This is a genomic window from Sphingomonas sp. JUb134 (assembly GCF_004341505.2).
Lineage (GTDB): Bacteria > Pseudomonadota > Alphaproteobacteria > Sphingomonadales > Sphingomonadaceae > Sphingomonas.
The window spans coordinates 1,986,905-2,010,832 of record NZ_SLYP02000001.1; the positions used below are offsets into that span (position 1 = coordinate 1,986,905).

The window sequence follows — 23,928 nt, forward strand, 5'->3', positions numbered from 1 at the left end:
GATCCAGGAGCGGGTGCACAGCCGCAACGAAGGACATGCCATGCCGGATGCGCCGCAGACGATCTACACCATCGGCTATGAAGCGACGACCATGGCGGACTTCCTTGCCGCCCTGCAGCGCGCAGGCGTCCGACGGGTAATCGACGTGCGCGCGCTTCCGCTGTCGCGCCGTCCCGGCTTCTCCAAATCTTCGCTTGCCGCGCATCTCGCGGAGGTCGGGATCGAGTACCACCACCTGAAGGCTCGGTACGCCCAAGCGCGGGCGGGACGCGGCGAAGAAGGGAGACGTGGCAACCCTCCGGGACGTGTACGCACATCAACTGGCTTTGCCCGAGGCGCAGGCGCAGGCCGCGGCGATGCTGGCGCTGGCCGCGGAGATGCCGTCGGCGCTGCTCTGCTACGAGCGCGAGCCCGGCCACTGCCACCGAACGCTGCTGCTCCAGGCGGAAGCCCCGGACGCGCGCATCGTCGATCTGGTGCCGTAGCGTCTGGAACCAAGCCGGCGGCGGAACGTTCCGGCGCTGTGGGGGAAGTCTCATGCCATTCCCGGATGACCCGGCCGATCCGACCTCGCCTTGCGCGGGGAGGGGCAATCGCCGATCCGCCCGTGCGTCGCGATCGACAGCGATGCCGGCCATTCCCTCCAAGGGCCTTTTGCCCTAACTAAACTCAAATAAAAAGACGATCAGGAGCCGGCATGATCGGCTCCATCCAGGACAGGATCGGCGCATCGTCAAGATGCGTTCGAGAGGCAATCATGACTGAAGTCGACAACAACGCGTATTTCTACGAACGCGCCGAAGCAGAACTGAAGCTGGCGCAGAATGCCGAGCATCCAGCCGTGGTGAAGGCGCACTATCTGCTTGCAGGCTATTATCTCGACCGTGTCTATGGCCCCGGCGATGCGGAGAACACGCCGGCGGTGCCGCTGCCGTCGGCAGGCGAGCCGCTGGCGCAGTCCGACGCCTCCAAGTCTCCGCCGGCCTAGGGCGCTGCTGCGCTACCGGCGCCGAGTGGCTGCTCGACGCTACGAGCGCTATTCGCCCCGGTGAGGCTCCGGCGGATCACCGCCGGAGTCGTTGTCAGCCGGTGACCGGCAGCCGCACGCTGCCGTCGCCTTCCCGCTCGAGCGGGGAGTAGGCGACGATCGTGTCCAAGGTCAGCTTCCCATAGAGATGCGGGAAGTCCTGACCGCCGCGGGAAGGCTCCCAGCGGATGGCGTCGCCCAGCGCCTCCAAATCCACCTCGGCGACCCACAGCCCTTCCTGACCCGCGAAGTGCTTGTCCACCGTCTCGGTCAGCTGGGCTGCCGTCGACAGGTGGATATAGCCGTCCTGCTGATCGATCGGGGCACCGGCGAAGCTGCCGGCCTCCAGTTCGGCCATCTGATCGGCCGTCAGAACCTTGAACGCGGCGTTGGGCTTGCTCATTCCTCGTCGCTCCCGCTGTCCTCTTCTTCGATCCGCTCGGGCAGGGTCTCCGGACCGATGCCGTCATCGAGCTGGATCGCGTCGTCGGTCGAACCCGCAGGCGGGGTTGCGGTTGCACGTTCCTCGGCGACGATCGCCTCGGCCTCGTTCTCCGGCTCCTCCTCCTCGTCGATGCGGGCGGCGGAGACGACATGCTCCTGGGCGGCGACATGGAACAGGCGCACGCCCTGGCTGGCGCGGCCGGTCACGCGGGTGTCGCCCACCGACATGCGGATCAGCTTGGCCTGGTCGGTGACCAGCATCAGCTGCTCGCCCGAGCTCGCCGGGAAGCTGGCGACGACATGGCCGTTGCGATCGGAGGTGACGATGTTCGTGATGCCATGGCCGCCGCGGTTGGTGCGGCGATATTCGTAGGCGGAGGTACGCTTGCCATAGCCATTGGCGGTGACCGTCAGGATGAACTGCTCCGCCGCCTCGAACTCGGCCATGCGCTCGGGCGAGAGGGTGACTTCGCGGTCGCCTTCCTTCCACGGTGCTGCCTTCAGATAGGCGTCGCGCTCCTCGGTGGTGGCCTGGAAGCCGCCCAGGATCGACAGCGAGATCACCTCGTCGCCCTCGGCCAGGCTGACGCCGCGCACGCCGGTGGAGGTGCGGCTCTGGAACTCGCGCACGTCGGTCGCAGCGAAGCGGATCGCCTTGCCGCACTTGGTGGCGAGCAGCACGTCGTCGGTCTCGGTGAGCAGCGCCACGCCGATCAGGCGATCATCGCTCTCCTCGTCGAAGCGCATCGCGATCTTGCCGGCGGTCGGCACGTTGGTGAACGCGTCCATCGAATTGCGGCGCACGGTGCCATTCGCGGTCGCGAACATGACGTGCAGGTCGGACCAGCTCGCCTCGTCCTCCGGCAGCGGAAGCACGGTGGAGATGGTCTCGCCCGCCGCCAGCGGCAGCAGGTTGATCATCGGCCGGCCGCGCGTGGCGGGGCCACCCTCCGGCAGGCGCCACACTTTCATGCGATACACCTTGCCGGCGGTCGAGAAGAACAGCACCGGCGTATGGGTGGACGTCACGAACAGCGAGGTGACGGCATCCTCGTCCTTGGTCGCCATGCCCGCGCGGCCCTTGCCGCCGCGCTTCTGCGCGCGGAAGGTGTCGAGCGGCGTGCGCTTGATATAGCCCTGCATGGTCACGGTGACGACCATGTCCTCGCGCTCGATCAAATCCTCATCGTCGATGCCGTCGACGGCATTGGCGATCTCGGTCCGGCGCGGGGTCGCGAACTCGGCACGGACCTGCACCAGCTCGCCGCGCATCACGGCATAGAGCTTGGCGCGATTGCCCAGGATCTCGAGCAGTTCGGCGATCGAGTCCGCCAGCTTCGACAGCTCGTCCCCGATCTCGTCGCGGCCGAGCGCGGTCAGGCGGTGGAGGCGCAGGTCGAGGATCGCGCGGACCTGTGCATCCGACAGGCGATAGGTGTCGCCGGTGACTTCGGCTTCCACCGCCTCGACCAGGCGGATGTAGGGCGCGATCTCGGCGATCGGCCATTCGCGCGCCAGCAGCGAGGCGCGGGCGGCGGCCGGGTTGGCGGCGCCGCGGATGATGCGCACCACCTCGTCTAGGTTGGTGACCGCGATCACCAGGCCCAGCAACAGGTGGGCACGGTCGCGCGCCTTGGCGAGCTCGTACTTCGACCGGCGGGTGATCACCTCCTCGCGGAAGGAGACGAACGCGTCGATGATGTCCTTGAGGTTGAGCAGTTCCGGACGGCCGCCGCGGATCGCCAGCATGTTGGCGGCGAAGCTCGACTGCGCAGGCGTGTGCCGCCACAACTGGTTGAGCACCACGTCGGGGGTCGCGTCACGCTTCAGGTCGATGACGATGCGGACGCCTTCGCGGTTCGATTCGTCGCGAATGTCGCTGACGCCCTCGATCCGCTTGTCCTTGGCGGCTTCGGCGATCTTCTCGACCAGGCCGCTCTTGCCGACCTGGAAGGGGATCTCGGTGAGCACGATCGAGCGACGCTCGCCCCGCGCCTCGGTCGTGTAGCGCGAGCGCAGGATGATCGAGCCGCGGCCGCCGGCATAGGCGGCGCGCGCACCGGCGCGGCCCAGCATCAGCGCACCGGTCGGGAAGTCCGGACCCGGCACGATCTCGGACAGTTCCTCGACCGTCACGGGCTCGCCGCCCTCGACCGCGCGGTCGATGGTGAGCAGGCAGGCGTCGATCACCTCGCCCAGGTTGTGCGGGGGGATGTTGGTGGCCATGCCGACGGCGATGCCGCCCGCGCCGTTGACCAGCAGGTTGGGGAAGCGCGCCGGCAACACCGACGGCTCGCGCTCCGACCCGTCATAGTTGGGGACGAAGTCGACCGTATCCTTGTCGAGGTCGTCGAGCAGGAAGGCGGCCGCACGATGCAGGCGCGCCTCGGTGTAGCGCATGGCTGCGGGCGGATCCGGGTCCATCGAGCCGAAGTTGCCCTGACCGTCGATCAGCGGCACCCGCATCGACCAGTCCTGGGTCATGCGCGCCAAGGCGTCATAGATCGCCGTGTCGCCGTGCGGGTGGTATTTACCGATCACGTCACCGACGATGCGCGCCGACTTGCGATACGGGCGGTTGTAGTGGAAGCCGCTCTCGTTGGCCGAAAACAGGATGCGCCGGTGAACCGGCTTCAGGCCGTCGCGCACGTCGGGAAGCGCGCGCGAGACGATCACGCTCATCGCATAGTCGAGGTAGCTCGACCGCATCTCGTCGACGATGGAGACGGGGGAAATGTCGGAAGGGTCCGCGAGGCGAATCTCGTCGGTCAAGGCGTCCTGCTTTCGGGAAGATTGAAATCCGGTGCCCTGACTAGCGGGGAGAGGCTCCTATGCCAAGCCGCGCGCACGCGTGCGCGTACGCGAGGGCAGGGTCAGAACGGGATTTCGGCGCCGTCCCAGGCGAACAGCTTGCCGCTGTCCTTCGGCTTCAGCTCCTCGATCACGTCGAGCAACTGCATCGCGGCGCGATCGGGTGCGAACAGGCTCCCGGGTGCGACATTGCCCTGGAACGGCTTCGACAGCGCGCTGTCCACGGTGCCCGGGTGAAGCCCGACCACGATCGCGCGCGGGCTCTGCCGCTTCGCCTCGATCGCGGCGTTGCGGGTCAGCATGTTGAGCGCCGCCTTGGCCGCACGATAGCCGTGCCAACCGCCCAGGCCGTTGTCGCCGATCGAGCCGACGCGCGCGGAGAGCGCCGCCACCACCGGCTCGCCGGTCTTCGGGAGTAGCGGCAGGAAATGCTTGAGCACCAGCGCCGGCCCGATCGCGTTCACCGCATAGCTGCGCGCCAGCCACTCGGCGTCCAGTTCCTTGAAGCTGCGCTCCGGCACGCGATCGCCCTCGTGCAGCAGGCCGGTGGCGATCAGGATCAGCGAAGGGGAGGGGCCGGCCGCAACCCGCGCTGCCGCCGCCGCGATGCTGGGCTCGTCGAGAAGGTCGAGATGGTCCGCCCCGGTGCGGGAGCGGGCAAAGCCCCAGACACGGTCGTGCGCGCCTTCCTCGATCAGCGCGCGCTCGATCGCACCGCCGATCGCCCCGGAGGCGCCGATGACGACGGCCGAGCCGCTCATGCGCGGGTAAACCGCCAGCGGGTGTCGCTGCTTTCCTGCGGATCGAATCGATAGCCGTCGCTGTCGAAGCCGCGCATCGCCTCCACCTCGGTGATCCGGTGCTCGCACATCCAACGCGCCATCATGCCGCGCGCCCGCTTGGCGTGGAAGCTCAGGAAGCGGGGGCCATTCGGACCAGGTTCGCGGAAATCGACGTCGATCACGCGGATCGTCTCCGGCAGCTTGCCGGCCACCGCCTTCCAATATTCCTGGCTGGCGAGGTTCAGGACCACGCCCGATCCCTCTGCGGCGACGTCCTCGGCGAGCAGTTCGGCGATGCGGCCCTGCCACCAGTCGTACAGCGTCTTGGCCGAGCCCGGAGCCCAGCGCGTGCCCATCTCGAGCCGGTAGGGGCGCATGGCGTCGAGCGGGCGCAACAGGCCGTACAGGCCCGACAGGATGCGCAGGTGGTCCTGCGCGAAGTCGATCGCGGGCGCGTCCAGCGTCGTCACCTCGAAGCCGGTGTAGACGTCCCCGGCGAAGGCATGGACCGCGGGGCGCTCGGGCGCCTCTGCGAAGTCGCGGAAGCGGGCCGCATTCAGCTCCGCGAGCTTGGGCGAGATGTGCATCAGCTTGCCGAGCTTCTCGGCGCCAAGCGACGCGGCGCCCTCGGCAAGCGTCTGCGCTTCCTTTGCCAGGCGGGGCACACTGGGCGTGCTGCTGGCCGGAACGGGGGTTTCGTAATCGAGCGATTTTGCGGGAGAAACAACGGCGATCATCGCGCGGCTGCCTAGCGGGCAAGCGCGAGCGGGTCAAAAATTTCGCCCGGGCGCCCGCGCTACGGGATCGGCTCCGTTCAATTCGCGTTCACCGGGGCAAGGGCATCCGTCCGGATGGCCGCTGCGACTTGTCTGGCGTATCTGCGCAACTTACAGACGGTCCGACGCGTGTGCGCACAGCATCAGGAGAGTTCCGAATGGGTTTCGTATCGAAGTCGGCGCTTGCCGCGGTTCTTGCTCTGGGAGCGGCAGCGCTGACGGCGGCCCCTGCCGAGGCCCAGAAAAAGAAGAAGGAAGAGGCTCCCAAGGTCCAGATCAACGACGCGTTCCGCGCCGCAGCGGTTGCGGGTGAGACGGCGGCGAAGGCGGGCGATATCGCGACCGCGAAGGCCCGCCTGGCGGAGGCGGACGCAGCCGCGACCTCCGACATCGAGAAGTTCTACGCAGCCAACCTGCGTCTGCAGGTGGCCCAGGCGTCGAAGGACAACGCCCTGCTGGCGACCGCGATCGACCAGATGATCGCGAACCCGAATACGCCGGCCGAGCAGCAGGCGACGCTGAACTACAACCGCGGCATCCTGGCGCTGAACGCCAAGGACAAGGCCGGGGCGCGGCAGTATTTCCAGCGCGCAAAGCAGCTGGGCTACAACGACCCCGAATATGATCTGCGCATGGCGAGCCTGGAGCTCGAGGGCGGCAACGTCGATCAGGGCGTTTCTGCACTCGACAAGGCGATCCAGGCGAAGGTCGCGGCCGGCCAGCCCGTGCCGAACGATTGGTACAACCTGGCGATCTCGCAGCTGTACAAGGCGAACAAGCCGGCGGAGACCGCGGCCTGGATGCGCCGCCAGCTCAAGGATTATCCGACCGCGACCAATTGGCGCAAGGCGCTGATCCTGTTCCGCGACCGTGCGGACCAGGGCCGTGCGCTCGGTGGCTCGGCACGTCTCGACACCTTCCGCCTGATGCGGGAGACGGGCGCGCTGACCGACCAGGCCGAGTTCGGCGAATATGCGCAGCTCGCCCAGGACCTGGGCCTGCCGTATGAGACCGTGGCGGTGATCGACCAAGGCCGCGCCGCCGGCAAGATCCCGGCATCGGCCACCCAGTACAACGCGCTGAAGACCGAGGCGCAGGCCGGCATCCGTGCCGAGGGCTCGCTGTCGTCGCTCGACGCCAAGTCGCGCTCGGCAGCCAACGGCAAGCTCGCCGCCGGCACCGCCAACGCGTACCTCGCCAACGGCGATGCGGCCAAGGCGGCGGAGTTCTTCCAGCTCGCCCTGCAGAAGGGTGGCGTCGATCAGGACGAGGTCAACACCCGTCTCGGCATCGCACTCGCCAAGAGCGGCCGCCGCGAGGAAGCCAAGGCGGCCTTCGCCAAGGTGACCGGCTCACCGCGCAACGAGCTCGCGGCCTTCTGGACGCTGTGGCTGGACTCGCCCAAGACGGCGGGCTGAACGAACACGGGCGGCAGGTTGCCCTGCCGCCCGCTGTTTCCGGAATGGAAGAAGGGCCGTGCGACTGTGTCGCGCGGCCCTATTCCGTTGGCACCGGGATGCCCGGCAGCTGCTTGGAAGTGCGGATCGTCAGCGAGGTCTTGACGCTGCTGACATTGTGGGCGGTCGTCAGCCGCGTGGTAAGGATGTCCTGGAACGCCTTGAGGTCGGTCGCGACGATTTTCAGGATGAAGTCGATCTCGCCGTTGAGCATGTGGCATTCACGCACCTCGGGAATGCCGGCGACATGCGCCTCGAACGCCGCCAGGTCGCTCTCCGCCTGGCTGCGCAGGCTCACCAGCGCGAACACGGTGATGGTATAGCCCAGCTGTGCCGGGTTCAGCGCCGCGTGATAACCGCCGATCGTGCCCGACTCTTCCAATGCGCGAACCCGCCGCAGGCAGGGCGGAGCCGTCAGTCCGACACGTTCTGCGAGTTCGACATTGGTCATCCGACCGTCCTCCTGAAGCAGCGAGAGGATTTGACGGTCGATACGGTCGAGAACCATGGAAGGGGCAACTCCGGGAATCTGATACAAGGAAAAAGGATTCTGTCCGCCCCCTATAAGATAATTACACGCCAAAGCAATTGTCCCACAGTGTTACGGGCGCAAAATGTCTGTACCCGAACGGCTTTTCCGGGCGTAAGGAGATGCGGCAGGCGCGAACGGCGCCGGGGATCAGGTGGCGCGTGCGGTTCGACGATACTCTTCAAACAGTGCTCACCACGGACCTCAGCCATCCGCAGGCACGCCAGTCCGCGTGGCGGCAACTCGTCGACCTGATCGGCCGACGCCGTGCCTCCGCCGACCCGCGCGCGATCGCGCTGCTGGCCGACATCCGCGACGCGGTACCGCAGTCGGTGCGGGCGGCGAGCGCACGTGCTCTCGTCTTCGCGAACCCGCCGGCAACGTTGGTTCGCCTGCTGGCCGAGGACGTGCTTACCGTCGCCGCGCCCGTGCTCGCGAGCGCGCGGCTCGACACGGCGGAATGGGTGGCGCTGCTCCCCGATCTTACCCCTTCGACCCGCTCGGTGCTGCGCAACCGCCGCGACCTGCCTGCCGAAGTGGAGCGGGCGCTGGCAAGCTTCGGTCCCGCCGACATGGTGTTGACCGACCAGAGCGCCGCGGATGCGAGCACCGCGCAGCCGGCGACCGCACTCGAGGCGCCAGCACAGCTTCCGGAGGCGGAACTGGCGCCCCTGCGGATGGCCGAGCCGGTTGAAGCTCCCATCGCCACCGTTCCGGAACCCGTGGTCGAGGCCCCGGCGGCAGTACCGGAAGGTCCGTTCCGCATCGCCGACGTCGTGGCGCGGATCAATGCCTACCAGCGCCAGGCCGACAGCAAGCCGCGTCGTCCGGCCGCGGTTCCGGGCATCGTCACCAGCTTCCGGTTCGAAACCGACAGCCGCGGCGTGCTCTCCCGCGTCGATGGCGTGGAGCGGGGGCCGCTGCTCGGCCTTTCGCTCGCCGGCGCCGGCGAAACCGGATTGGCGCAGATCGATGGCGTGCCCGGCGGTGCCCTTCGCCGTCGCGCGGCCTTTTCCAGCGCGCGGCTCCGGGTAGGCGGCAGCAGCGACGCGGCAGGCGACTGGCGCATCTCCGGCGTGCCGAGCTTTGATCCCGCATCGGGCCGGTTCATCGGCTACCGGGGCTCGGCACGGCGCCCGCGTTCGGACGAACGGGCGGAGCCCGCACCGACGCCCGCGCCTTCGACCGCCGACTCGCTCCGGCAGCTGGTGCACGAACTGCGCACCCCGGCGGGCGCGATCTCCAGCTTTGCCGAGATGATCGAGGCGCAGATGCTGGGCCCGGTCCCGCCCGTCTATCGCGGGCAAGCCGGCGTGATCCGCCAGCAGGCGCGGGATCTTCTCGGCGTCATCGACGATCTCGATCTCGCCGCCCGAATCGAAGAGGACGCCCTCGATCTGCGCCCCGGCACGGTGCCGCTCGCGCCGCTGCTTGCGGAGATCGCCGGCGAGCTGGCGCCGCTTGCGGAGCTGCGCGGCGCCTCCCTGTTGGTGGAGGGCATCGACACCGTCGTGCGCGGCGACCGTCGCGCGGTGGAGCGACTGCTGTCCCGGCTGCTGGCGACCTTGGTCTCGGCAGCACGATCCGGGGAGACGATCCGCGTGGAGACGCTTGCCGGCCCCGGCGAGGCGCCGGTGCTCGCCTTCGCCCGGCCCGCTGCACTGGACGCCTATCCCGGCGACGCGCTGCTTGCGATCGACGACGAGGGCGAGGATGCCGCCCTGCTGGGCACTGGGTTCGCGATGCGCCTCGTCCGCAACCTGGCCAAGGAGCTTGGCGGCGCGCTGTTGTTCGAGCCCGGTCAATTGATCCTGCGACTGCCGTCCGCGGACACCATCCCGCTGGGGCAGGCGCACGGCGGCTGATCGTGGAGGCGCCGATGGTCTTCCATCCGCCGGCGCCCGCTTCCGAGGCGCTGGTCCGGTGGCCGGATGCCTTCGGAACCCGCTTCACCCTTTTCGTCGATATCGAAGAGGAGTTCGACTGGTCTGCCGGGTTCCGCCGCGAGGGCTTCACCACCGGGGCCATGGCTGCGGTGCCCGAGGCGCACCGCCGCTTCTCCGAGCGGGGCATCGGTGTCGTCTATCTGGTGGACTATCCCATCGCGCGCGATCCAGCGGCAGTTGCGCTTCTGCAAGAGCCGCTCGCCGATGGCCGCTCGGAAATCGGTGCGCAGCTGCATCCCTGGGTGACGCCGCCGTTCGAGGAAAGGGTTAGCGTTTCCAACAGCTTCGCCGGCAATCTTGCGGAAGCGGTGGAGGCCGCCAAGCTCGACCGGCTGGGTCATACCATCAGCCGGGCATTCGGTCGACTGCCGCGCGCCTATCGCGCCGGGCGATATGGCCTAGGTCCGCATACGCTCCGTCTCCTTGCCGCCCGCGGCTATCGCGTGGACACGTCGATGCGCGCGAGGTTCGACTATTCCCGGGAAGGCGGCCCCAACTACAGCGACATCGGCAACGCGGCCTTCCGCACCGGCCCGCACGAGACGCTTCTCGAACTGCCGTTCACGACCGTGTTTACCGGCCGCGCACGCGGACGGGGGGGCGCCCTCCACAAGCGGCTCTCGTGGCTTCCCAAGGGCGGGGCACTCGCCGCGAAGCTGGGTCTCCTGAACCGTGTTCCGCTGACGCCGGAAGGGGTGTCCCGATCGGAGGCGTTGGAAGCAATCCGGGTTTCGGTGGGAGAGGGGCTGCGACTCCTGAACTTCGCCTTTCACTCGCCCTCGCTGGCGCCGGGGAACACCCCGTACGTCCGTGACGCGGCCGATCTCCAGCGCTTCTGGGCATGGTGGGAAGGCGTCCTGGACCTGCTCGATCGCTTGGGTGTCCGCCCCGCCACGCTCGACGAGGTGCTGCAGGCTGCATAGCCCGCTTGCAGGAAAGCCCCGGCCTCCGCTATCGCAGCCCCGCTGGGGGCCTGTAGCTCAATGGTTAGAGCTGGCCGCTCATAACGGCTAGGTTGCGGGTTCGAGTCCTGCCGGGCCCACCAGCGCCTCTCCCAGTGAACGGGACCCTCGATCCCAACGGCTCGACCAGGCTTGCCAGCGGCCCGTGGCCCGGGCCTGCGGCCGGGGCGGAACGCTGCGCTTCGGCCGCCGTTTGGAGGACGAGGAGATCGCCCATGAACGACACCGGACCCTTCGACCGGGATCACCCGCATGTAGATCCGCAGCGGACCGAGCCCAAGAACGCCTTTGATCGCAGCGACGGCGCTTCGGGGCAGGAGTACACGCCCGAGCGAGCGCTGGCGGAATATGGCGACAGTCCCGTTGCGCCCGTCCACCAGAGCGGCCTGCCGCAGGGCGACGCCGTTGCGCCCGAGGGGCAAGACCTCCCGCCCGACAATGGCAGCCGGGCCTGGATCAACCAGAAGACGGGCGAGGTGCACGGCAGCGGCGCAGGCGCTGGCGGCGGCAATCCGGGCGAGGACTATGACAGCGACCGCCAGGGCGGCTCCGGCTATCCGCTGACCGGATCCGAACAGGACGGGAAGGGGCAGGCTCCGGGCTGAGCCGACCAAGCCGGGTAAGATCGAGGCACAGCCCGCGCTCGAGCGTGCAGTCGACCAATGGCGCAGACATGGTCGGGGAGACAGGATTCGAACCTGCGACATCCTGCTCCCAAAGCAGGCGCGCTACCAGACTGCGCCACTCCCCGACGCCGGCTTGCCCTTAGGCTTACCCCCCGCACCGGGGCAAGCGGCAATATCGCTCGCGGCAAGATAAGGCAGAACGGGGCAAGACTGCGCGCTAGGAATCCCGGAATAGTCCCGCAGGGAACGAGACGCTCGCCGGAGGTTCGCCACCTTCCCCCGGACCAGGAGTAGCCGCAGCCCAGCGGGAGCGTGCATCCGTGACGGGCAGGCGCGCTGCCCCTCTCTCGCGCAGGCAAAAGAAAAGGGCGCCCCGTTGCCGGGACGCCCCTTCTAACCGGTCCGTCCGGATGAACCGGACGGGCGTCGGATCACATGGCGTTGGTTTCGCCCGCGTCCTCGACGTTGTCGGCTGCCTCGTGCAGGTTGTCAGCCTGGTTCTCGAGAGCGGCTTCCGAACCCTCGGTGGTGGCGTTGTCGGCCATGTCTTCCATGTTGTCGGCCATCATCTCGAGGTTGTCCGCCTGCGCGTCAGCCGCGTTTTCAGCCGGAGTGTTCGAACCGCAGGCCGTGAGCGACAGCAGGCCGGCGGCAGCAGCGACAAGAACGATCTTCTTCATTCGGGTGCTCCCAAGCAATCCAAAGTTCGCGGCCGGCCCGTCGCCGTCGCGAGGCTGCCGCAATAACGTTCGCGTCTGCGGCGTCAATCCCGCAAATTCATCCGCGTGTCATCATCGCGGCATTGTTGTGGCACTCAGTGGCCCGCAGCAGGGCGCGTGACTGCCCCGATTTCCTCCGGCGCATCCGCCACCACGGCCAGCATCGCCGTCCATGCAGCGACATTCTGCTGCAACTGCGCACGATCGATCTTGTCGAGCGTGTCGTCGGGCGTGTGGTGATAGTCGAAGTAGCGGGTGCCGTCCTGGCTGAGGTCCACGGCGGCAACGCCCTGGGCGAGCGTCGGCGCGATGTCGGTGCCGTCGCCGGCCACCGCATTGCCGCGGGTGATGCCGAGCGGCGCGAGTGCTGTCTGCAGCCGGTCGGCGACCGCGGTTGCGCTGGCAGGAAGGGCGGTGTCGAACTTCCACACCCTGTCGGCGCCGAAGTCCGATTCGGCTGCCAGCGCGTGCCGTTCGCCCGCGTGCGCCTTTGCATAGGCGATGCCGCCGAAGCCGCCGACTTCTTCCGCACCGAACCACACCACCCGGATCGTGCGCCGCGGCCGGCCGGCCGCCATGATGCGCTTGGCGGCGGCAGCCGTGATCGCGACGCCGCTCGCGTCGTCGATTGCGCCGGTGCCCAGGTCCCAGCTGTCGAGATGGCCGCCGATCAGGACCACGCCCGCCTTCGGGTCTCGGCCGGGTACCTCGGCGATGACGTTGCCGGACTCGCGCGTGCCGATCTGCCGCGGGGTGAGCAGCAGCTTCACGCGCACGGGCTTGCCGCGTTCGAGCACGCGCTCCAGCTGCTCCGCATCCGGAAGCGAGAGCGCGGCGGCCGGGATCGGCGCCACGCCTTCGGGGAAGTTGGTGACGCCGGTGTGCGGGTTGCGGTGATAGTCGGTGCCGATCGAGCGGATCAGGATCGCGGCCGCGCCCTTGCGGGAAGCGATCGCCGGGCCCGCGCGGCGGACCTGGCCGAACGGGCCGTAGCTCGATCCGTCCTGCGCCGCGTGCATCGCATGGCTGACGAAGACGATCTTCCCCGTGACGCTTGCGGCGGGTGCTGCTTCCAGGTCGGCGAGGGTCGGGAAATAGACCACTTCCCCTTCCACGCCGTCCGCCGGGGTCGCGCCCGAGTTGCCGAGGGCGGCGAGGTGGAGCTGCTGGGGGAAGGGGGCGACGATTGACGCCTTCTCCTCGCCGCGTACCCAGACCGGCATCTGATAGGGTTCGATGCGGACGTTGCTGAAGCCCAGCGCCTTGAGCTTGGCTACCGCCCAGGTGCGCGCCCGGGCTTCGTCGTCGGTGCCGGCGAGGCGCGGCCCGATCTCGGTGGTGAGCCCTTCGGTGATGTCCCAGGCGATCTCGTCCTTCAGCGCGGCGTCGCGCAGCTTCGCGACCTGGGCGGGGGACATCTGCGCCATCGCAGGCAGCGGCAGGGCGAGGGCGGCGAGCAGAAGGGCAGGCTTGAGCGGCATGGGCGTTCCGTCATGGGAGTGGCACGGGAAGCGGACGCCCCCCGCGGCCATGATGCGGCGCAGCCCGTTCGGGCGCAAGTCGCCCGCCCCCGCGTTGCCAATCGCGCCTCGCATCGCTATGTCCCGGTGCGAAAATCCCAGACCTGTAGACCCGCTTTTTTGGAGACCCCTGTGGCCGCCCAATACGCCTTCGTCATGAAGGACATGACGAAAACCTTCCCCGGCGCCCAGAAGCCGGTGCTGTCCAACATCAACCTGCAGTTTTACCAGGGCGCCAAGATCGGCATCGTTGGCCCGAACGGCGCCGGCAAGTCGACGCTGATGAAGATCATGGCCGGCGTCGACAAGGACTTCACCGGCGAAGCCTGGCCCGGCGAGAACATCACCGTCGGCTATCTGGAGCAGGAGCCCCAGCTCGATCCGAGCAAGACGGTGCTGGAGAACGTCAAGGACGGTGCGCGCGAAGTGGCCGACATGGTCGATCGCTTCAACGCGATCTCGGCCGAGATGGGCGACCCGAAGGACGACACCGACTTCGATGCCCTGATGGAAGAGATGGGCACGCTCCAGGAGAAGATCGACGCCGTCGACGGCTGGACGCTCGACAACCAGCTCGAGGTGGCGATGGAGGCCCTGCGCTGCCCGCCCTCCGATTGGCCGGTCGAGAACCTGTCCGGCGGTGAAAAGCGACGCATCGCGCTCACCCGCCTGCTGATCCAAAAGCCGTCGATCCTGCTGCTCGACGAGCCGACCAACCACCTCGACGCCGAAAGCGTCAAGTGGCTGGAAAACCACCTGAAGGAATATGCCGGCGCGGTGCTGATGATCACCCATGACCGCTACTTCCTGGACAACGTGGTCGGCTGGATCCTCGAAATCGACCGCGGCAAGTACTTCCCGTACGAGGGCAACTACTCGACCTACCTGGAGAAGAAGGCCAAGCGCCTGGAGCAGGAGGACCGTGAGGCGTCCGGTCGCCAGAAGGCGATCCAGGACGAGCTCGCCTGGATCCGGCAGGGCGCCAAGGGCCGCCAGACCAAGTCCAAGGCGCGTATCGCCAAGTTCGACCAGCTGGTCGCCAGCCAGGAAAGCCGCAAGCCGACCGGCGCCCAGATCGTCATCCAGGTGCCCGAGCGGCTGGGCGGCAAGGTGATCGAAGCCAAGGGCCTGACCAAGGCCTATGGCGACAAGCTGCTGTTCGAGAACCTGGACTTCTCGCTTCCCCCCGGCGGCATCGTCGGCGTGATCGGCCCGAACGGCGCCGGCAAGTCGACGCTGTTCAAGCTGCTGACCGGGCAGGAACAGCCGGATTCGGGCGAGATCGACATCGGCACCACCGTGCGCCTTGGCTATGTCGACCAAAGCCGCGATCACCTCGACCAGAAGAAGAACGTCTGGGAGGAGATCTCGGACGGGCTCGACTATGTGAAGGTCAACGGCCACGACATGTCCACGCGTGCCTATGTCGGCGCGTTCAACTTTAAGGGCCAGGACCAGCAGAAGAACGTCGGCAAGCTGTCGGGCGGTGAGCGCAACCGAGTCCACATCGCCAAGATGCTGAAGAAGGGCGGCAACGTGCTGCTGCTCGACGAACCGACCAACGACCTCGACGTGGAAACGCTGGGCGCGCTGGAAGAGGCGATCGAGAACTTCGCGGGCTGTGCCGTGGTCATCAGCCACGACCGCTTCTTCCTCGATCGTCTCGCGACCCACATCCTGGCGTTCGAGGGCAACAGTCACGTCGAATGGTTCGAAGGCAACTTCGAGGCCTATGAGGAAGACAAGCGCCGCCGCCTGGGCGATGCGGCCGATCGTCCGACCAGCCTGGCCTACAAGAAGCTGACGCGCTGATCGCGTCCTTCTGAACATTCGGGAGGGGCGGGCGGCCAGGTGCCACCCGCCCCTTTTGCTTGCCTGGCGGGCGCGGGCAGCGGGTCCCAAAGCCGGCGATCAGACGTTAGGGTGGCCTATGCGTTCGATTCTTGGCCTCGCTCTTGCCGCCCCGCTGTTCTTCCTCGCCACTCCCGCACTGCCGCAGGCGAAGCCGGCGCCGGGCACTATCCGCGTACGACTGGTGACTTCGGCCGGGCCGATCGTGCTCGCGCTGGACGGAAAACGCGCGCCGAAGACCACCGCAAACTTCCTGAAGTACGTCGACGATGGCCGGCTCGACGGCACCAAATTCTACCGTTCCGCGCCCCGCAAGAGCGATCCGAAGCACGGCTTCATCCAGGGCGGGGTGGGGACCGACGCGCGGCGGACCTTGAGCCCGGTCGTGCTGGAGCCCACCGACAAGACCGGCATCCGGCATCTCGACGGTGTCGTGTCGATGGCGCACGCCGCCGACCGGAATTCCGCCACGGGTAATTTCTCGATCATGGTGGGGCCGAACCCGTCGCTAGACGCACGCGGCAGCTATCGCGGCTATGCAGCTTTCGGCCGCGTGGTGAGCGGCATGGACATCGTCCGCAAGATTCTGGCGCTACCGACCTGCTGCGGACGCGAGGCGATGAAGGGGCAGATGATCGTCAAGCCCGTGCAGATCCTGCGAGCCCAGCGCCTCGACGGGGTTCCCAAGCCCACGGGGTTGAGCAAGCCCTGGCTGCTCAACATCCGCCGCTAGTCACCTGAATCTAAAGTTCGCCGCATAACGTACGGTCTGCGGCTTGGCAGAAGCGCTTTACGGAGGCGAGTATCTCGTCGGCGGACTTGGTCCATCGGTAGGGCTTCGGGTTCTCGTTGTGGCGCTCGATGAAGGCACGGATGTCCTGCTCGAGCTGATTGGTGGAGGTATGGACGCCGCGGCGCAGTTGCTTGCGGGTAAGTTCGGCAAACCAGCGCTCGACCTGGTTGATCCACGAAGCCGAAGTCGGCGTGAAATGCACATGATAGTGCGGCCTGCGGGCGAGCCAGGCCCGGACGAGCGCGGTTTTGTGGGTCGCGTAATTGTCCATGATGATGTGGACATCGAGATCGGGCGGCACCTGGGCGTCGATCTGCTTAAGGAAGTCCAGAAACTCGGCGGCGCGATGACGCTTGTAGCATTTGCCGATCACGAACCCCGAAGCGATGTCGAGCGCTGCGAACAGCGAGGTCGTGCCGTGACGGACGTAACTGTGAGTGCGCCGCTCGGGTACTCCTGGCATCATCGGCAGGACCGGCTGCTCTCGATCGAGCGCCTGGATCTGGCTCTTCTCGTCGACGCTGAGCACCAACGCGCGGTTAGGCGGGGAGAGATAGAGCCCGACAATGTCGCGGACCTTTTCCACGAACAGGGGATCGCTCGACAGCTTGAACGTCTCCGACCGATGCGGTTGCAGCCCAAAGGCCGACCAGATGCGCCGGATCGTCGTGTGGGAGAAGCCGGTCGCACCCGCCATCGAGCGTATCGACCAGTGGGTCGCGTCAGTTGGCGTGGAGCGGAGTGTGCGCTCGATCACGGCAGCAACCTGATCATCGTCGATCGTTCTCGGTCGTCCGGGCCGAGCCTCGTCCATCAGTCCCTCAACTCGGTCCTTCAGGAAGCGCCGTCGCCACTTACCGACTGTGTGCTCGTGCACGCCCAACTCAGCAGCGACAACCTTGCTCTGAATACCGTCCGCACAGCGAAGGATAATACGGCACCGCTCCGACATCGAGCGAGACACCCGCCGCCGGCGAACCTGCCGCTCCAGATAGTCCCGCTCCTCCGCCTCCAACACCAGAGGCATCGTCGGTCGGCCGCCCGCGTTCGCCATGCCAAGCTCCTCATCAGCGGAGCCAGCATACAATGCGACTTACTTCAGTTCCAGGTGACTAGAGCCGGTCAGGCAAAGCTGAGGCGGAGTTCGCTGCGCGGAAGCGTCGGGAAGCGGTCGTGGGGGATGGTCAGGTCCTGCGGCGGCAGACGGTACTCGGCGGCGAGGAGAAGCGGCACCAGCCGCCGTAGCAGCGCTAGGGTGATCCACTCGCCGGGGCAGCGGTGATCGTCCGCATGAGCGCCCGCGCCTTGCGGGATCAGGGCAAAGGCGCCGGGCTCGCGATCGAGGAAGCGTTCCGGACGGAACGCCTCCGGCGCCTCCCACAGCCGGGGATCGTGGTTGGTGGCGTGCAGCCCCAGCATCACCCAGTCGCCTTGGCCGAACTCGTGTTCGCGGAACCGGAAGGGCGTCCGGACGCGGCCGCCGATGACAGGGAAGAAGGGGTAGAAGCGCCGCACCTCCTGCGCGAATGCCTGAAGCCGCGCGGGCTCCCGATCTGCCACAAAGGCTGCCGCGCCGGGCTCCTGGTGGAGCGCCAGGGTGGCGAAGCAGAGGAAGCGCGCCACGGCGACCGTCGGCCGCACGATGTTGAGCAGTTCGACGCCCGCGGTGCGCAGGTCCAGCAGTCCGCCGTCGAGATCGCGAAAGCCGGCAAGGCGCGCGATCGGCGTGTCCTCTCCCACCGTCCGCGTGCCGTCGCGCACCTGCGTCACGACCGCACGCGCCCAGCGCTCGGCACGGCGGCGCAGCGCCAGGCCGCGCCACGCGCGCGTACCGACGCTGCCGGCACCGTCGATCATCGCCAGCATCTCGTGGGTGCGGCGGTCCAGCGCATCCCCTTCCAGCGGAACGCCCAGCCAGTCACAGGCGGCGCCGCACAGCAGGCGTCCGAACGCCTCGTGCATCCGCACCTCCTCCTGGTTGCGCCACTGCGGGAGTTCGGCATGCCAGCGGCGCTCGAACGCGTCCGCCAGCGCCTCGGCCGGATCACCGACCATCATCGACAGGAACAGCTGCTTGCGATGGCGGTGGGCCGCGCCGTCCAGGGTCTGGACGCTGCCCTTGTCCTGCAGCTGCCGCAGCGTCGTCTGCGGCATGGCACCGGCGCGGGTGAAGCTTTCCCCGTCGTAGAAGCGGCGCGCCGCCTCTTCGCCCATCATGCACACGACCGGGCGGAGCAGGATACGCGCGCGGAACACATCGGTCCCGAGCGCGCGACAGCGATTGCCGATCCAATCATATCCTTCGGAAAAGAACGCGCGGGTGCTGTCGAGCGAAGGGTCGTGGGGAAGCTGCATCCCGACAGAAGCGCCGGAGCCGCCGGAGCGTTCCCGGCTCAGCGCACCCGCTTCACGAACACGCCATTGTCCCGCCGCTCGACTTGGAAGTTCGGCACCTGCTCGATCAGGTCGGACAGGCGCGCAAAGCCGTAGTTGCGCGTATCGAAGCTGGAGCGGTTTCCGGCGCGCTGCCCCACTTCCGAAAGGCTGGCGAACTTCTGCGCGTCCTGCCGGGATTGGGCATAGGCATCCAGCAGCAGCTTCACGAGTGCGGCATCGACCTTGCGCTTCTGGTTTGCGGCCGCGGGCTCGGTGGCCGGCGGCTTTACTGCCGCGGTGCTGCTGGCCGCTGCCGGTTTGGCCGCGGTCCGCGTTCGCCCGATCGCGGGTGGCAGGATCAGTTCGGGCTCGGGCTCCGCCTCGCTCTGGAGTGCGCGGGCGCGCGACACGTCGATGAAGCGGGTGCAGGATTCGCGGAATCCCTCGGGCGTGCGGTCGGTGCCGAAGCCATACACCGGCACCCCCTCCTGGCGGATACGCTGGGCCAGCGGCATGAAGTCGCTGTCGGAAGACATAATGCCAAAGCCCGTGATGCGCCCGCGGAACAGCAGGTCCATCGCGTCGATCGTCATCTTCATGTCGGTCGCGTTCTTGCCCTTCGTGACGTCGAACTGCTGGAAGGGTTCGATGCCATAGCGCAGGGTCAGGTCGGCCCAGCCCTTCAGCGCGGGCTTGCGCCAGTTGCCGTAGATGCGCCGGACGTTGACCGTACCCAGCTCCGCCAGGATCGTGAGCACATAGTCCAGCGAGGCATGGGACGCGTTGTCCGCGTCGATCAGCAGCGCGACGTTGCCCGTAGGGGCGGTCGGGTGGGGCGGGGAGCGATCCATGGCCAATCCCTAGAGCAGCCGGCGGCGGTTGGCGATGCGGCGACCGAAAACGGGCCCCCGCCGATGGCGAGGGCCCGTCCGCGCGACGAATTCGCTAACGGAGTAATTCGTGAGGTTCAGGCGTCGGGCGCACGCTGGTTGCGACGCGCCTGGTCGTTATGGATCGCATCGTCCTTCTTGGGGCGGGTGATCGCCTCGGGATCGAGCGCCTCGGCCACCTCGTTCTGGCTCGCCACTTCGCGCTGCAGGTTGCCGCCGGCGCTACTTGCGGTGGCGGGCGTGTCTTCGGCCTGGGCCGCGTCGATCACGGCGTGGTCGTCGTGGATGCGGGCACTCTCGGTGCGCGGGTTTTCCATGGTTGCTCTCCTTCGCCGCTATCAATCGACGAAGGGGCAGGGGCGTTCCGTCAGCCCGCCGGATAGGCGATGGCGATCACCTCATATTCGCGCTCGCCGGCCGGCAGCATCACGCGGCGCAGGTCGCCCACCCCGGCGCCGCGCAAGGCCCGGGCGAGGGGGGCGTTCCAGCCGATCCGGCCGCTGCCCGCTTCCGCCTCGTCGTCGCCGACCAGGGTCAGCACGCGCTGGTTGTCGTCCTCGTCCGCGATGGTGAGCGTCGCGCCGAACCAGGCGCGGCTGCGGTCCGGCTGCTGCGCGGGGTCGACGACCTTCGCCGCCTTCATCCGCTTGGCCAGCCAGCCGAGCCGCCGATCGATCTCGCGCAATCGCTTGCGGCCATAGATATAGTCGCCGTTCTCCGACCGGTCGCCGTTGCCGGCGGCCCAGGAGATGGTCTCCACCAGCTTGGGCCGCTCGGTCGCGAACAGCGCGTCATATTCCGCCTTCAGCGCGGCATAGCCGGCCGGCGTGATGTAGTTTGGGCGATCCATCGGAAAGGAACTCAACCGGGCCGGTTCTTGCCCAGGTACCACGACAGGTTCGCCGGCCCGCGCGAGCGGGCGTGCTGCGGGTTCAGCAGGTCATAGACGACCGCATTCTCCAGCACGCGCTGCACATAGTTGCGGGTCTCGGTATAGGGGATCGATTCCACCCAATCGAGCGTGTCCACGGCACCCGTACGCGGATCGCCAAAGGCGCCGAGCCACTTGTTCACGTTGCCCGGCCCGGCATTGTACGCCGCCACCGCCAGCGGATAGCTGCCGCCGTAATAGTCGAGCATTCGCTGGAAATAGCTCGACCCCAGCTGGATGTTGTAGCCGGTGTCGCTGGTCAGCGAGCCGCTGTCGTAGCTCAGCCCCAGCTTGCTCGCCGCCTCGCGGGCGGTGCCCGGCATCAGCTGCATCAGCCCGCGCGCGCCGGCATGGCTTACCGCGGCGCGATCGAACTGGCTCTCCTGCCGCGCGATCGCGTGGATCATCGTGAAGTTGCTCTGCTGCGTCGCAGGCACCGGCACGGACGGATAGCCTGCCACCGTATAGTCGCTGTGGCCGTTCATCAGCGCGCTGCGCCCGACCATCACGCCCAGGTCCGGCCGGCCGATCTTCTTGGAAAGCTCGGCCGCGAGCGCATGATCGGTGTCGCTGGTCGCGGCATTGGCGATCTGGCGCACGAACAGCGTCTGGTCCTGGTACGCGCCGGTGCGGCCGAGATACTGCACCGCCTGCACCACTTCGCGGCCATAGAATGCCTGGCGCGTCGCCGGATCCGGGGCAACCGCTGCCGTCGCGGAGGGCGCCCGCAAGGGCCGGCCCAGCCGCTCGAGCGCAAGCTGGCCATAATAGACGTCGGACAGGGCCGCCGCGCTTTCGTACCAGCGGTTCGCGGTCGCCGTGTCACCCGCGGCTTCGGCTGCACGTGCCGCCCAGTAGAAGCCCTTGGCGCGCGTGGTGGGCGTACGCGATCCGTTGCCGTAGCGGCTGAACATGCCGACGGCGTCTGCCGGGCGGCCGAGGCTCTTGAGCGCGAGCCGTCCGGCAAGCCAGGCGAGGCTCGTATAGTCGTCGCGCTCGCCATAGGGTTTGTCCGACACGTCGGTACCGGCCGGATAGGCGTCGTCGATCTGGCGCGCGATGTCGAACGCCACCGCATATTGCCGGTCGTTCGCCGCGCCGCTCGCGTTCGCGAGCAGCACTTCGTACCATTTCTCCACATTGCCCGGCAGCGCGGATAGCGTGCGCGGCTGGGCCAGATAGGCGCGCGCGGCGGGGCTTTGCCCGGAATTGCGCAGCCAGGTCGCGCGATCCGCGATGAAGCCCGGATCGTTGCGATCGGCGCCCACCACCATGCCGCCCAGCATCGACGCGTCTGGCGCGTTCGTGCGGAAGGCGAGGCGGGCGCGGAACAGCGCCTGCTTGGCGGGCGAGACATAGGGCAGTTCGCGTGCGGCCACGGTGGTCGAATTCGCCCACAGCAGCCGGTCCACGCGCGCCTCGCGATCGGCCGGCGTCAGTGCGCTGGAGAAGCCGCTGATCAGGCGCGCTTCGTCGGAGGGCCGCAGGACGCCGCTGCGCCAGGCAGCACGTGCCGCCTCCCGTGCTGCGTCGGCGCGGCCCATCGCCATCAGCGCCTCGGCATTGCGGAGGCGACCGGCCGCGGTCAGCGGCGGAAACCGCTCGAAGAAGCGCACCGTGATCGACGGATCGCCCGCACCCGGCGCGGTTTCTGCTGCCGCGCGACGGCTCGTCTCGCCCGGCCAGCCCGGATGGGCGAGCAGGAAGCGCGCATAGTCGGTGAAGGGGAGGTTGTCCGACTGCTGCAGCCGCTTCCACTCGGCGAGCGGCGCCGCGATCGGATCGCTCGGCACCACCGGCTGCACCATCTGCGGGCTCGCCGGATACTGGCCGGGAAGCTGCTGCGGCACGGGCAGGGCCTGGCCGTAGAGGAACGAGGCGGCATGATGCTGGAGGGGGTCGGAGGCGACCGACGCGCCGGTCACGCCCGCCGCGAGCAACCCGCCCTTCAACATGTTCGAAAGCAAGGGGGTGAGCATGCTGGACATGATATGGAAGCCGGCCCTATGTCGCCAGCCAATTCTTCCCTTTTGTTGCTTGGAGCGTCCCTGCCCATGTTCTCCGGCTCGATCCCGGCCCTGGTCACCCCGTTCACGGACGGCGCGTTCGACGAGGCCGCCTTCCGCGCGCACATCGACTGGCAGATCGAGAGCGGCTCCACCGCCCTGGTGCCCTGCGGCACGACGGGGGAGGCGGCGACGATGACGATCGCGGAGCACAATCACGTGGTGCGCGTCTGCATCGATCAGGCCGCGTGCCGCGTGCCGGTGATCGCCGGTTGCGGATCGAACGACACGTCGGTGGCGCTGGAGCATGTGCGGGCGGCGAAGGGTGCGGGCGCGGCTGCGGCGCTGCTCGTGCCTCCCTATTACAATCGCCCCAACCAGGAGGGCGTGTTCCGCCATTTCGAGGTGCTGGCGCGCGACGGCGGGCTGCCGATCGTCCTCTACAATGTGCCGGGCCGCACCGTGACCGACATTGCCGTCGAGACGATGGCGCGAATCGTGACGGCCTTCCCGGATGTCGTCGTCGGGCTCAAGGATGCCACCGGCGCCATCCAGCGCGTCTCGGCGCAGCGTGCCGCCTGCGGCGCCGACTTCTGCCAGCTGTCGGGCAATGACGACATGGCGCTGGCGTTCATGGCGATGGGCGGACGCGGCTGCATCTCGGTCACCGCGAACGTGGCGCCGGCGTTGTGTGCGGAGTTCCAGGACGCGTGCCTGGCAGGGGATTATGGCCGTGCGCTCACGCTCCAGGACCAGCTCTATCCGCTGCACGCGGCGCTGTTCAGCGACGCGTCCCCGGGCCCGGTCAAGTACGCGCTCAATCGCCTGCGCCCCGGTTTCTCTGCCGAGATGCGCCTGCCGATGACGCCACCGTCCGAAGCGAGCCGCAAGGCGGTCGACGCGGCATTGGCGCACGCCGGGCTCATTCAATAACGTCAGGGGGCGGCACGACCCCGCTTCCGGATGCGCCGCCCGTAAGCTACTGTCACCAGCGGGAAAGACGGTCATGAGGACGTCTTCCCTTGGGGGGCTGTGGTGATGCTCAGAATGCAGCGCGCGACGGCCTATGCGGGGCGCATCGAAGCAGGTGAGCCCTTCGACACGCTCGACGACTGCGAAGACGCAATCCTGATCACCGAGGCGGCGCTTGCAGTGCCCGGCCCCCGCATCGTCTACGTCAATGCCGCGCTGGAGCGGCTGTGCGGCTATTCGCGCGAGGAGCTGCTGGGGAACACGCCCCGCTTGCTGCAGGGCTATGACACGGATCGGGAGGAACTGGCGCGGCTCCGGCGCGAGCTTGAGAGCCGGGGCCAGGCCGAAGGCGAAATCATGAACTATGACAAACGCCGCCAGGAGTATGTGCTCGGATGGACGATCGTACCCATCCGTGACGCCGCGGGAGCGGTGCGCGCCTGGCTATCGCTCCAGATCGACGTGCTTCGGGAGAGTGCGGGCATGCGGGCGCAAAGAACCGAAGCCTGA

General features: G+C 67.9%; 22 protein-coding genes, 2 tRNA genes and 1 pseudogene. 11 read left to right on the forward strand and 14 right to left on the reverse strand.

What is annotated here, in order from left to right; genetic code table 11:
* Nucleotides 1-40: 40 nt before the first annotated feature.
* A pseudogene (locus EDF69_RS09325) lies at nt 41-485 on the forward strand (DUF488 domain-containing protein).
* Between the two features lie 272 nt (nt 486-757).
* Nucleotides 758-988 (forward strand): hypothetical protein, encoded by a 231-nt coding sequence (locus EDF69_RS09330; RefSeq protein ID WP_132883528.1) that lies wholly within the window; start codon nt 758-760, stop codon nt 986-988.
* Between the two features lie 94 nt (nt 989-1,082).
* On the opposite strand, the gene EDF69_RS09335 is transcribed toward EDF69_RS09330, so the two are convergent.
* The 4 genes from EDF69_RS09335 to yaaA all read right to left on the reverse strand — a co-directional run bounded on the left by EDF69_RS09335 (nt 1,083) and on the right by yaaA (nt 5,801).
* A complete protein-coding gene (locus EDF69_RS09335; protein ID WP_132883527.1) occupies nt 1,083-1,430 on the reverse strand; it encodes a DUF952 domain-containing protein in 348 nt (115 codons plus the stop codon).
* Nucleotides 1,427-4,243 (reverse strand): DNA gyrase subunit A, encoded by a 2,817-nt coding sequence (gene gyrA, locus EDF69_RS09340; RefSeq protein ID WP_204991353.1) that lies wholly within the window; start codon nt 4,241-4,243, stop codon nt 1,427-1,429. Before gyrA ends, EDF69_RS09335 begins: the two co-directional genes overlap by 4 nt.
* Before the next feature lie 101 nt (nt 4,244-4,344).
* Nucleotides 4,345-5,043, reverse strand: coding sequence for an SDR family NAD(P)-dependent oxidoreductase (locus EDF69_RS09345; protein WP_132883526.1), 699 nt, complete (start codon nt 5,041-5,043; stop codon nt 4,345-4,347).
* Complete coding sequence (gene yaaA / locus EDF69_RS09350; protein ID WP_132883525.1) at nt 5,040-5,801, reverse strand: peroxide stress protein YaaA; 762 nt, start codon at nt 5,799-5,801, stop codon at nt 5,040-5,042. Before yaaA ends, EDF69_RS09345 begins: the two co-directional genes overlap by 4 nt.
* Nucleotides 5,802-5,998: 197 nt before the next feature.
* On the opposite strand from yaaA, the gene EDF69_RS09355 reads away from it, so the two are divergent.
* The gene (locus EDF69_RS09355; RefSeq protein WP_125962309.1) at nt 5,999-7,258 is read left to right on the forward strand and encodes a hypothetical protein; all 1,260 of its coding nucleotides are present in this window, start codon (nt 5,999-6,001) and stop codon (nt 7,256-7,258) included.
* A 79-nt stretch (nt 7,259-7,337) separates the two neighbouring features.
* Here the strand turns inward: EDF69_RS09355 and EDF69_RS09360 are convergent, their stop codons facing one another.
* Nucleotides 7,338-7,805 (reverse strand): Lrp/AsnC family transcriptional regulator, encoded by a 468-nt coding sequence (locus tag EDF69_RS09360; protein WP_125962310.1) that lies wholly within the window; start codon nt 7,803-7,805, stop codon nt 7,338-7,340.
* Nucleotides 7,806-7,948: 143 nt separating this feature from the next.
* Between EDF69_RS09360 and EDF69_RS09365 the strand changes: the two genes are divergently transcribed.
* The 4 genes from EDF69_RS09365 to EDF69_RS09380 all read left to right on the forward strand — a co-directional run bounded on the left by EDF69_RS09365 (nt 7,949) and on the right by EDF69_RS09380 (nt 11,339).
* Nucleotides 7,949-9,691: a histidine kinase dimerization/phospho-acceptor domain-containing protein gene (locus EDF69_RS09365; protein ID WP_204991354.1), complete on the forward strand. Its 1,743-nt coding sequence runs from the start codon at nt 7,949-7,951 to the stop codon at nt 9,689-9,691.
* 14 nt (nt 9,692-9,705) lie between these two features.
* The gene (locus EDF69_RS09370) at nt 9,706-10,695 is read left to right on the forward strand and encodes a polysaccharide deacetylase family protein (protein ID WP_132883524.1); all 990 of its coding nucleotides are present in this window, start codon (nt 9,706-9,708) and stop codon (nt 10,693-10,695) included.
* A 46-nt stretch (nt 10,696-10,741) separates the two neighbouring features.
* Nucleotides 10,742-10,817 (forward strand) — tRNA-Ile (locus EDF69_RS09375).
* 132 nt (nt 10,818-10,949) lie between these two features.
* The gene (locus EDF69_RS09380) at nt 10,950-11,339 is read left to right on the forward strand and encodes a hypothetical protein (RefSeq protein WP_132883523.1); all 390 of its coding nucleotides are present in this window, start codon (nt 10,950-10,952) and stop codon (nt 11,337-11,339) included.
* Nucleotides 11,340-11,408: 69 nt separating this feature from the next.
* On the opposite strand, the gene EDF69_RS09385 is transcribed toward EDF69_RS09380, so the two are convergent.
* The 3 genes from EDF69_RS09385 to EDF69_RS09395 all read right to left on the reverse strand — a co-directional run bounded on the left by EDF69_RS09385 (nt 11,409) and on the right by EDF69_RS09395 (nt 13,560).
* Nucleotides 11,409-11,485 (reverse strand) — tRNA-Pro (locus EDF69_RS09385).
* A gap of 306 nt (nt 11,486-11,791) precedes the next feature.
* Entirely contained in the window at nt 11,792-12,040 is a 249-nt protein-coding gene (locus EDF69_RS09390) for a hypothetical protein (protein WP_125962314.1), read from the reverse strand.
* Between the two features lie 134 nt (nt 12,041-12,174).
* Entirely contained in the window at nt 12,175-13,560 is a 1,386-nt protein-coding gene (locus EDF69_RS09395) for a M20/M25/M40 family metallo-hydrolase (RefSeq protein ID WP_132883610.1), read from the reverse strand.
* A gap of 171 nt (nt 13,561-13,731) precedes the next feature.
* Here EDF69_RS09395 and ettA point away from each other — a divergent pair, with 171 nt between their 5' ends.
* The gene (gene ettA / locus EDF69_RS09400) at nt 13,732-15,411 is read left to right on the forward strand and encodes an energy-dependent translational throttle protein EttA (RefSeq protein ID WP_132883522.1); all 1,680 of its coding nucleotides are present in this window, start codon (nt 13,732-13,734) and stop codon (nt 15,409-15,411) included.
* 118 nt (nt 15,412-15,529) lie between these two features.
* Nucleotides 15,530-16,183 (forward strand): peptidylprolyl isomerase, encoded by a 654-nt coding sequence (locus EDF69_RS09405; RefSeq protein WP_132883521.1) that lies wholly within the window; start codon nt 15,530-15,532, stop codon nt 16,181-16,183.
* Between the two features lie 10 nt (nt 16,184-16,193).
* Here EDF69_RS09405 and EDF69_RS09410 read toward each other — a convergent pair whose 3' ends face one another.
* The 6 genes from EDF69_RS09410 to EDF69_RS09435 form a co-directional block, all read right to left on the reverse strand.
* Nucleotides 16,194-17,297 carry an IS630 family transposase gene (locus tag EDF69_RS09410; RefSeq protein ID WP_132884640.1) on the reverse strand — a complete coding sequence of 368 codons (1,104 nt, stop codon included), beginning with the start codon at nt 17,295-17,297 and terminating at the stop codon, nt 16,194-16,196.
* A 68-nt stretch (nt 17,298-17,365) separates the two neighbouring features.
* Nucleotides 17,366-18,598, reverse strand: a complete 1,233-nt coding sequence (locus tag EDF69_RS09415) for a cytochrome P450 (protein ID WP_132884208.1) — start codon at nt 18,596-18,598, stop codon at nt 17,366-17,368.
* Nucleotides 18,599-18,636: 38 nt separating this feature from the next.
* The gene (locus EDF69_RS09420) at nt 18,637-19,470 is read right to left on the reverse strand and encodes an NYN domain-containing protein (RefSeq protein ID WP_132884209.1); all 834 of its coding nucleotides are present in this window, start codon (nt 19,468-19,470) and stop codon (nt 18,637-18,639) included.
* 116 nt (nt 19,471-19,586) lie between these two features.
* On the reverse strand, nt 19,587-19,826 hold the full coding sequence (locus EDF69_RS09425; RefSeq protein ID WP_132884210.1) for a hypothetical protein: 240 nt from the start codon (nt 19,824-19,826) through the stop codon (nt 19,587-19,589).
* A gap of 50 nt (nt 19,827-19,876) precedes the next feature.
* Nucleotides 19,877-20,359 (reverse strand): transcription elongation factor GreB, encoded by a 483-nt coding sequence (greB, locus tag EDF69_RS09430; RefSeq protein ID WP_132884211.1) that lies wholly within the window; start codon nt 20,357-20,359, stop codon nt 19,877-19,879.
* 11 nt (nt 20,360-20,370) lie between these two features.
* Nucleotides 20,371-22,428 carry a lytic transglycosylase domain-containing protein gene (locus tag EDF69_RS09435; RefSeq protein ID WP_132884212.1) on the reverse strand — a complete coding sequence of 686 codons (2,058 nt, stop codon included), beginning with the start codon at nt 22,426-22,428 and terminating at the stop codon, nt 20,371-20,373.
* A gap of 66 nt (nt 22,429-22,494) precedes the next feature.
* Here EDF69_RS09435 and dapA point away from each other — a divergent pair, with 66 nt between their 5' ends.
* Together dapA and EDF69_RS09445 are read left to right on the forward strand one after the other, a co-directional pair.
* The gene (gene dapA, locus EDF69_RS09440) at nt 22,495-23,379 is read left to right on the forward strand and encodes a 4-hydroxy-tetrahydrodipicolinate synthase (RefSeq protein ID WP_132884213.1); all 885 of its coding nucleotides are present in this window, start codon (nt 22,495-22,497) and stop codon (nt 23,377-23,379) included.
* Between the two features lie 114 nt (nt 23,380-23,493).
* Complete coding sequence (locus EDF69_RS09445) at nt 23,494-23,928, forward strand: PAS domain-containing protein (RefSeq protein WP_204991355.1); 435 nt, start codon at nt 23,494-23,496, stop codon at nt 23,926-23,928.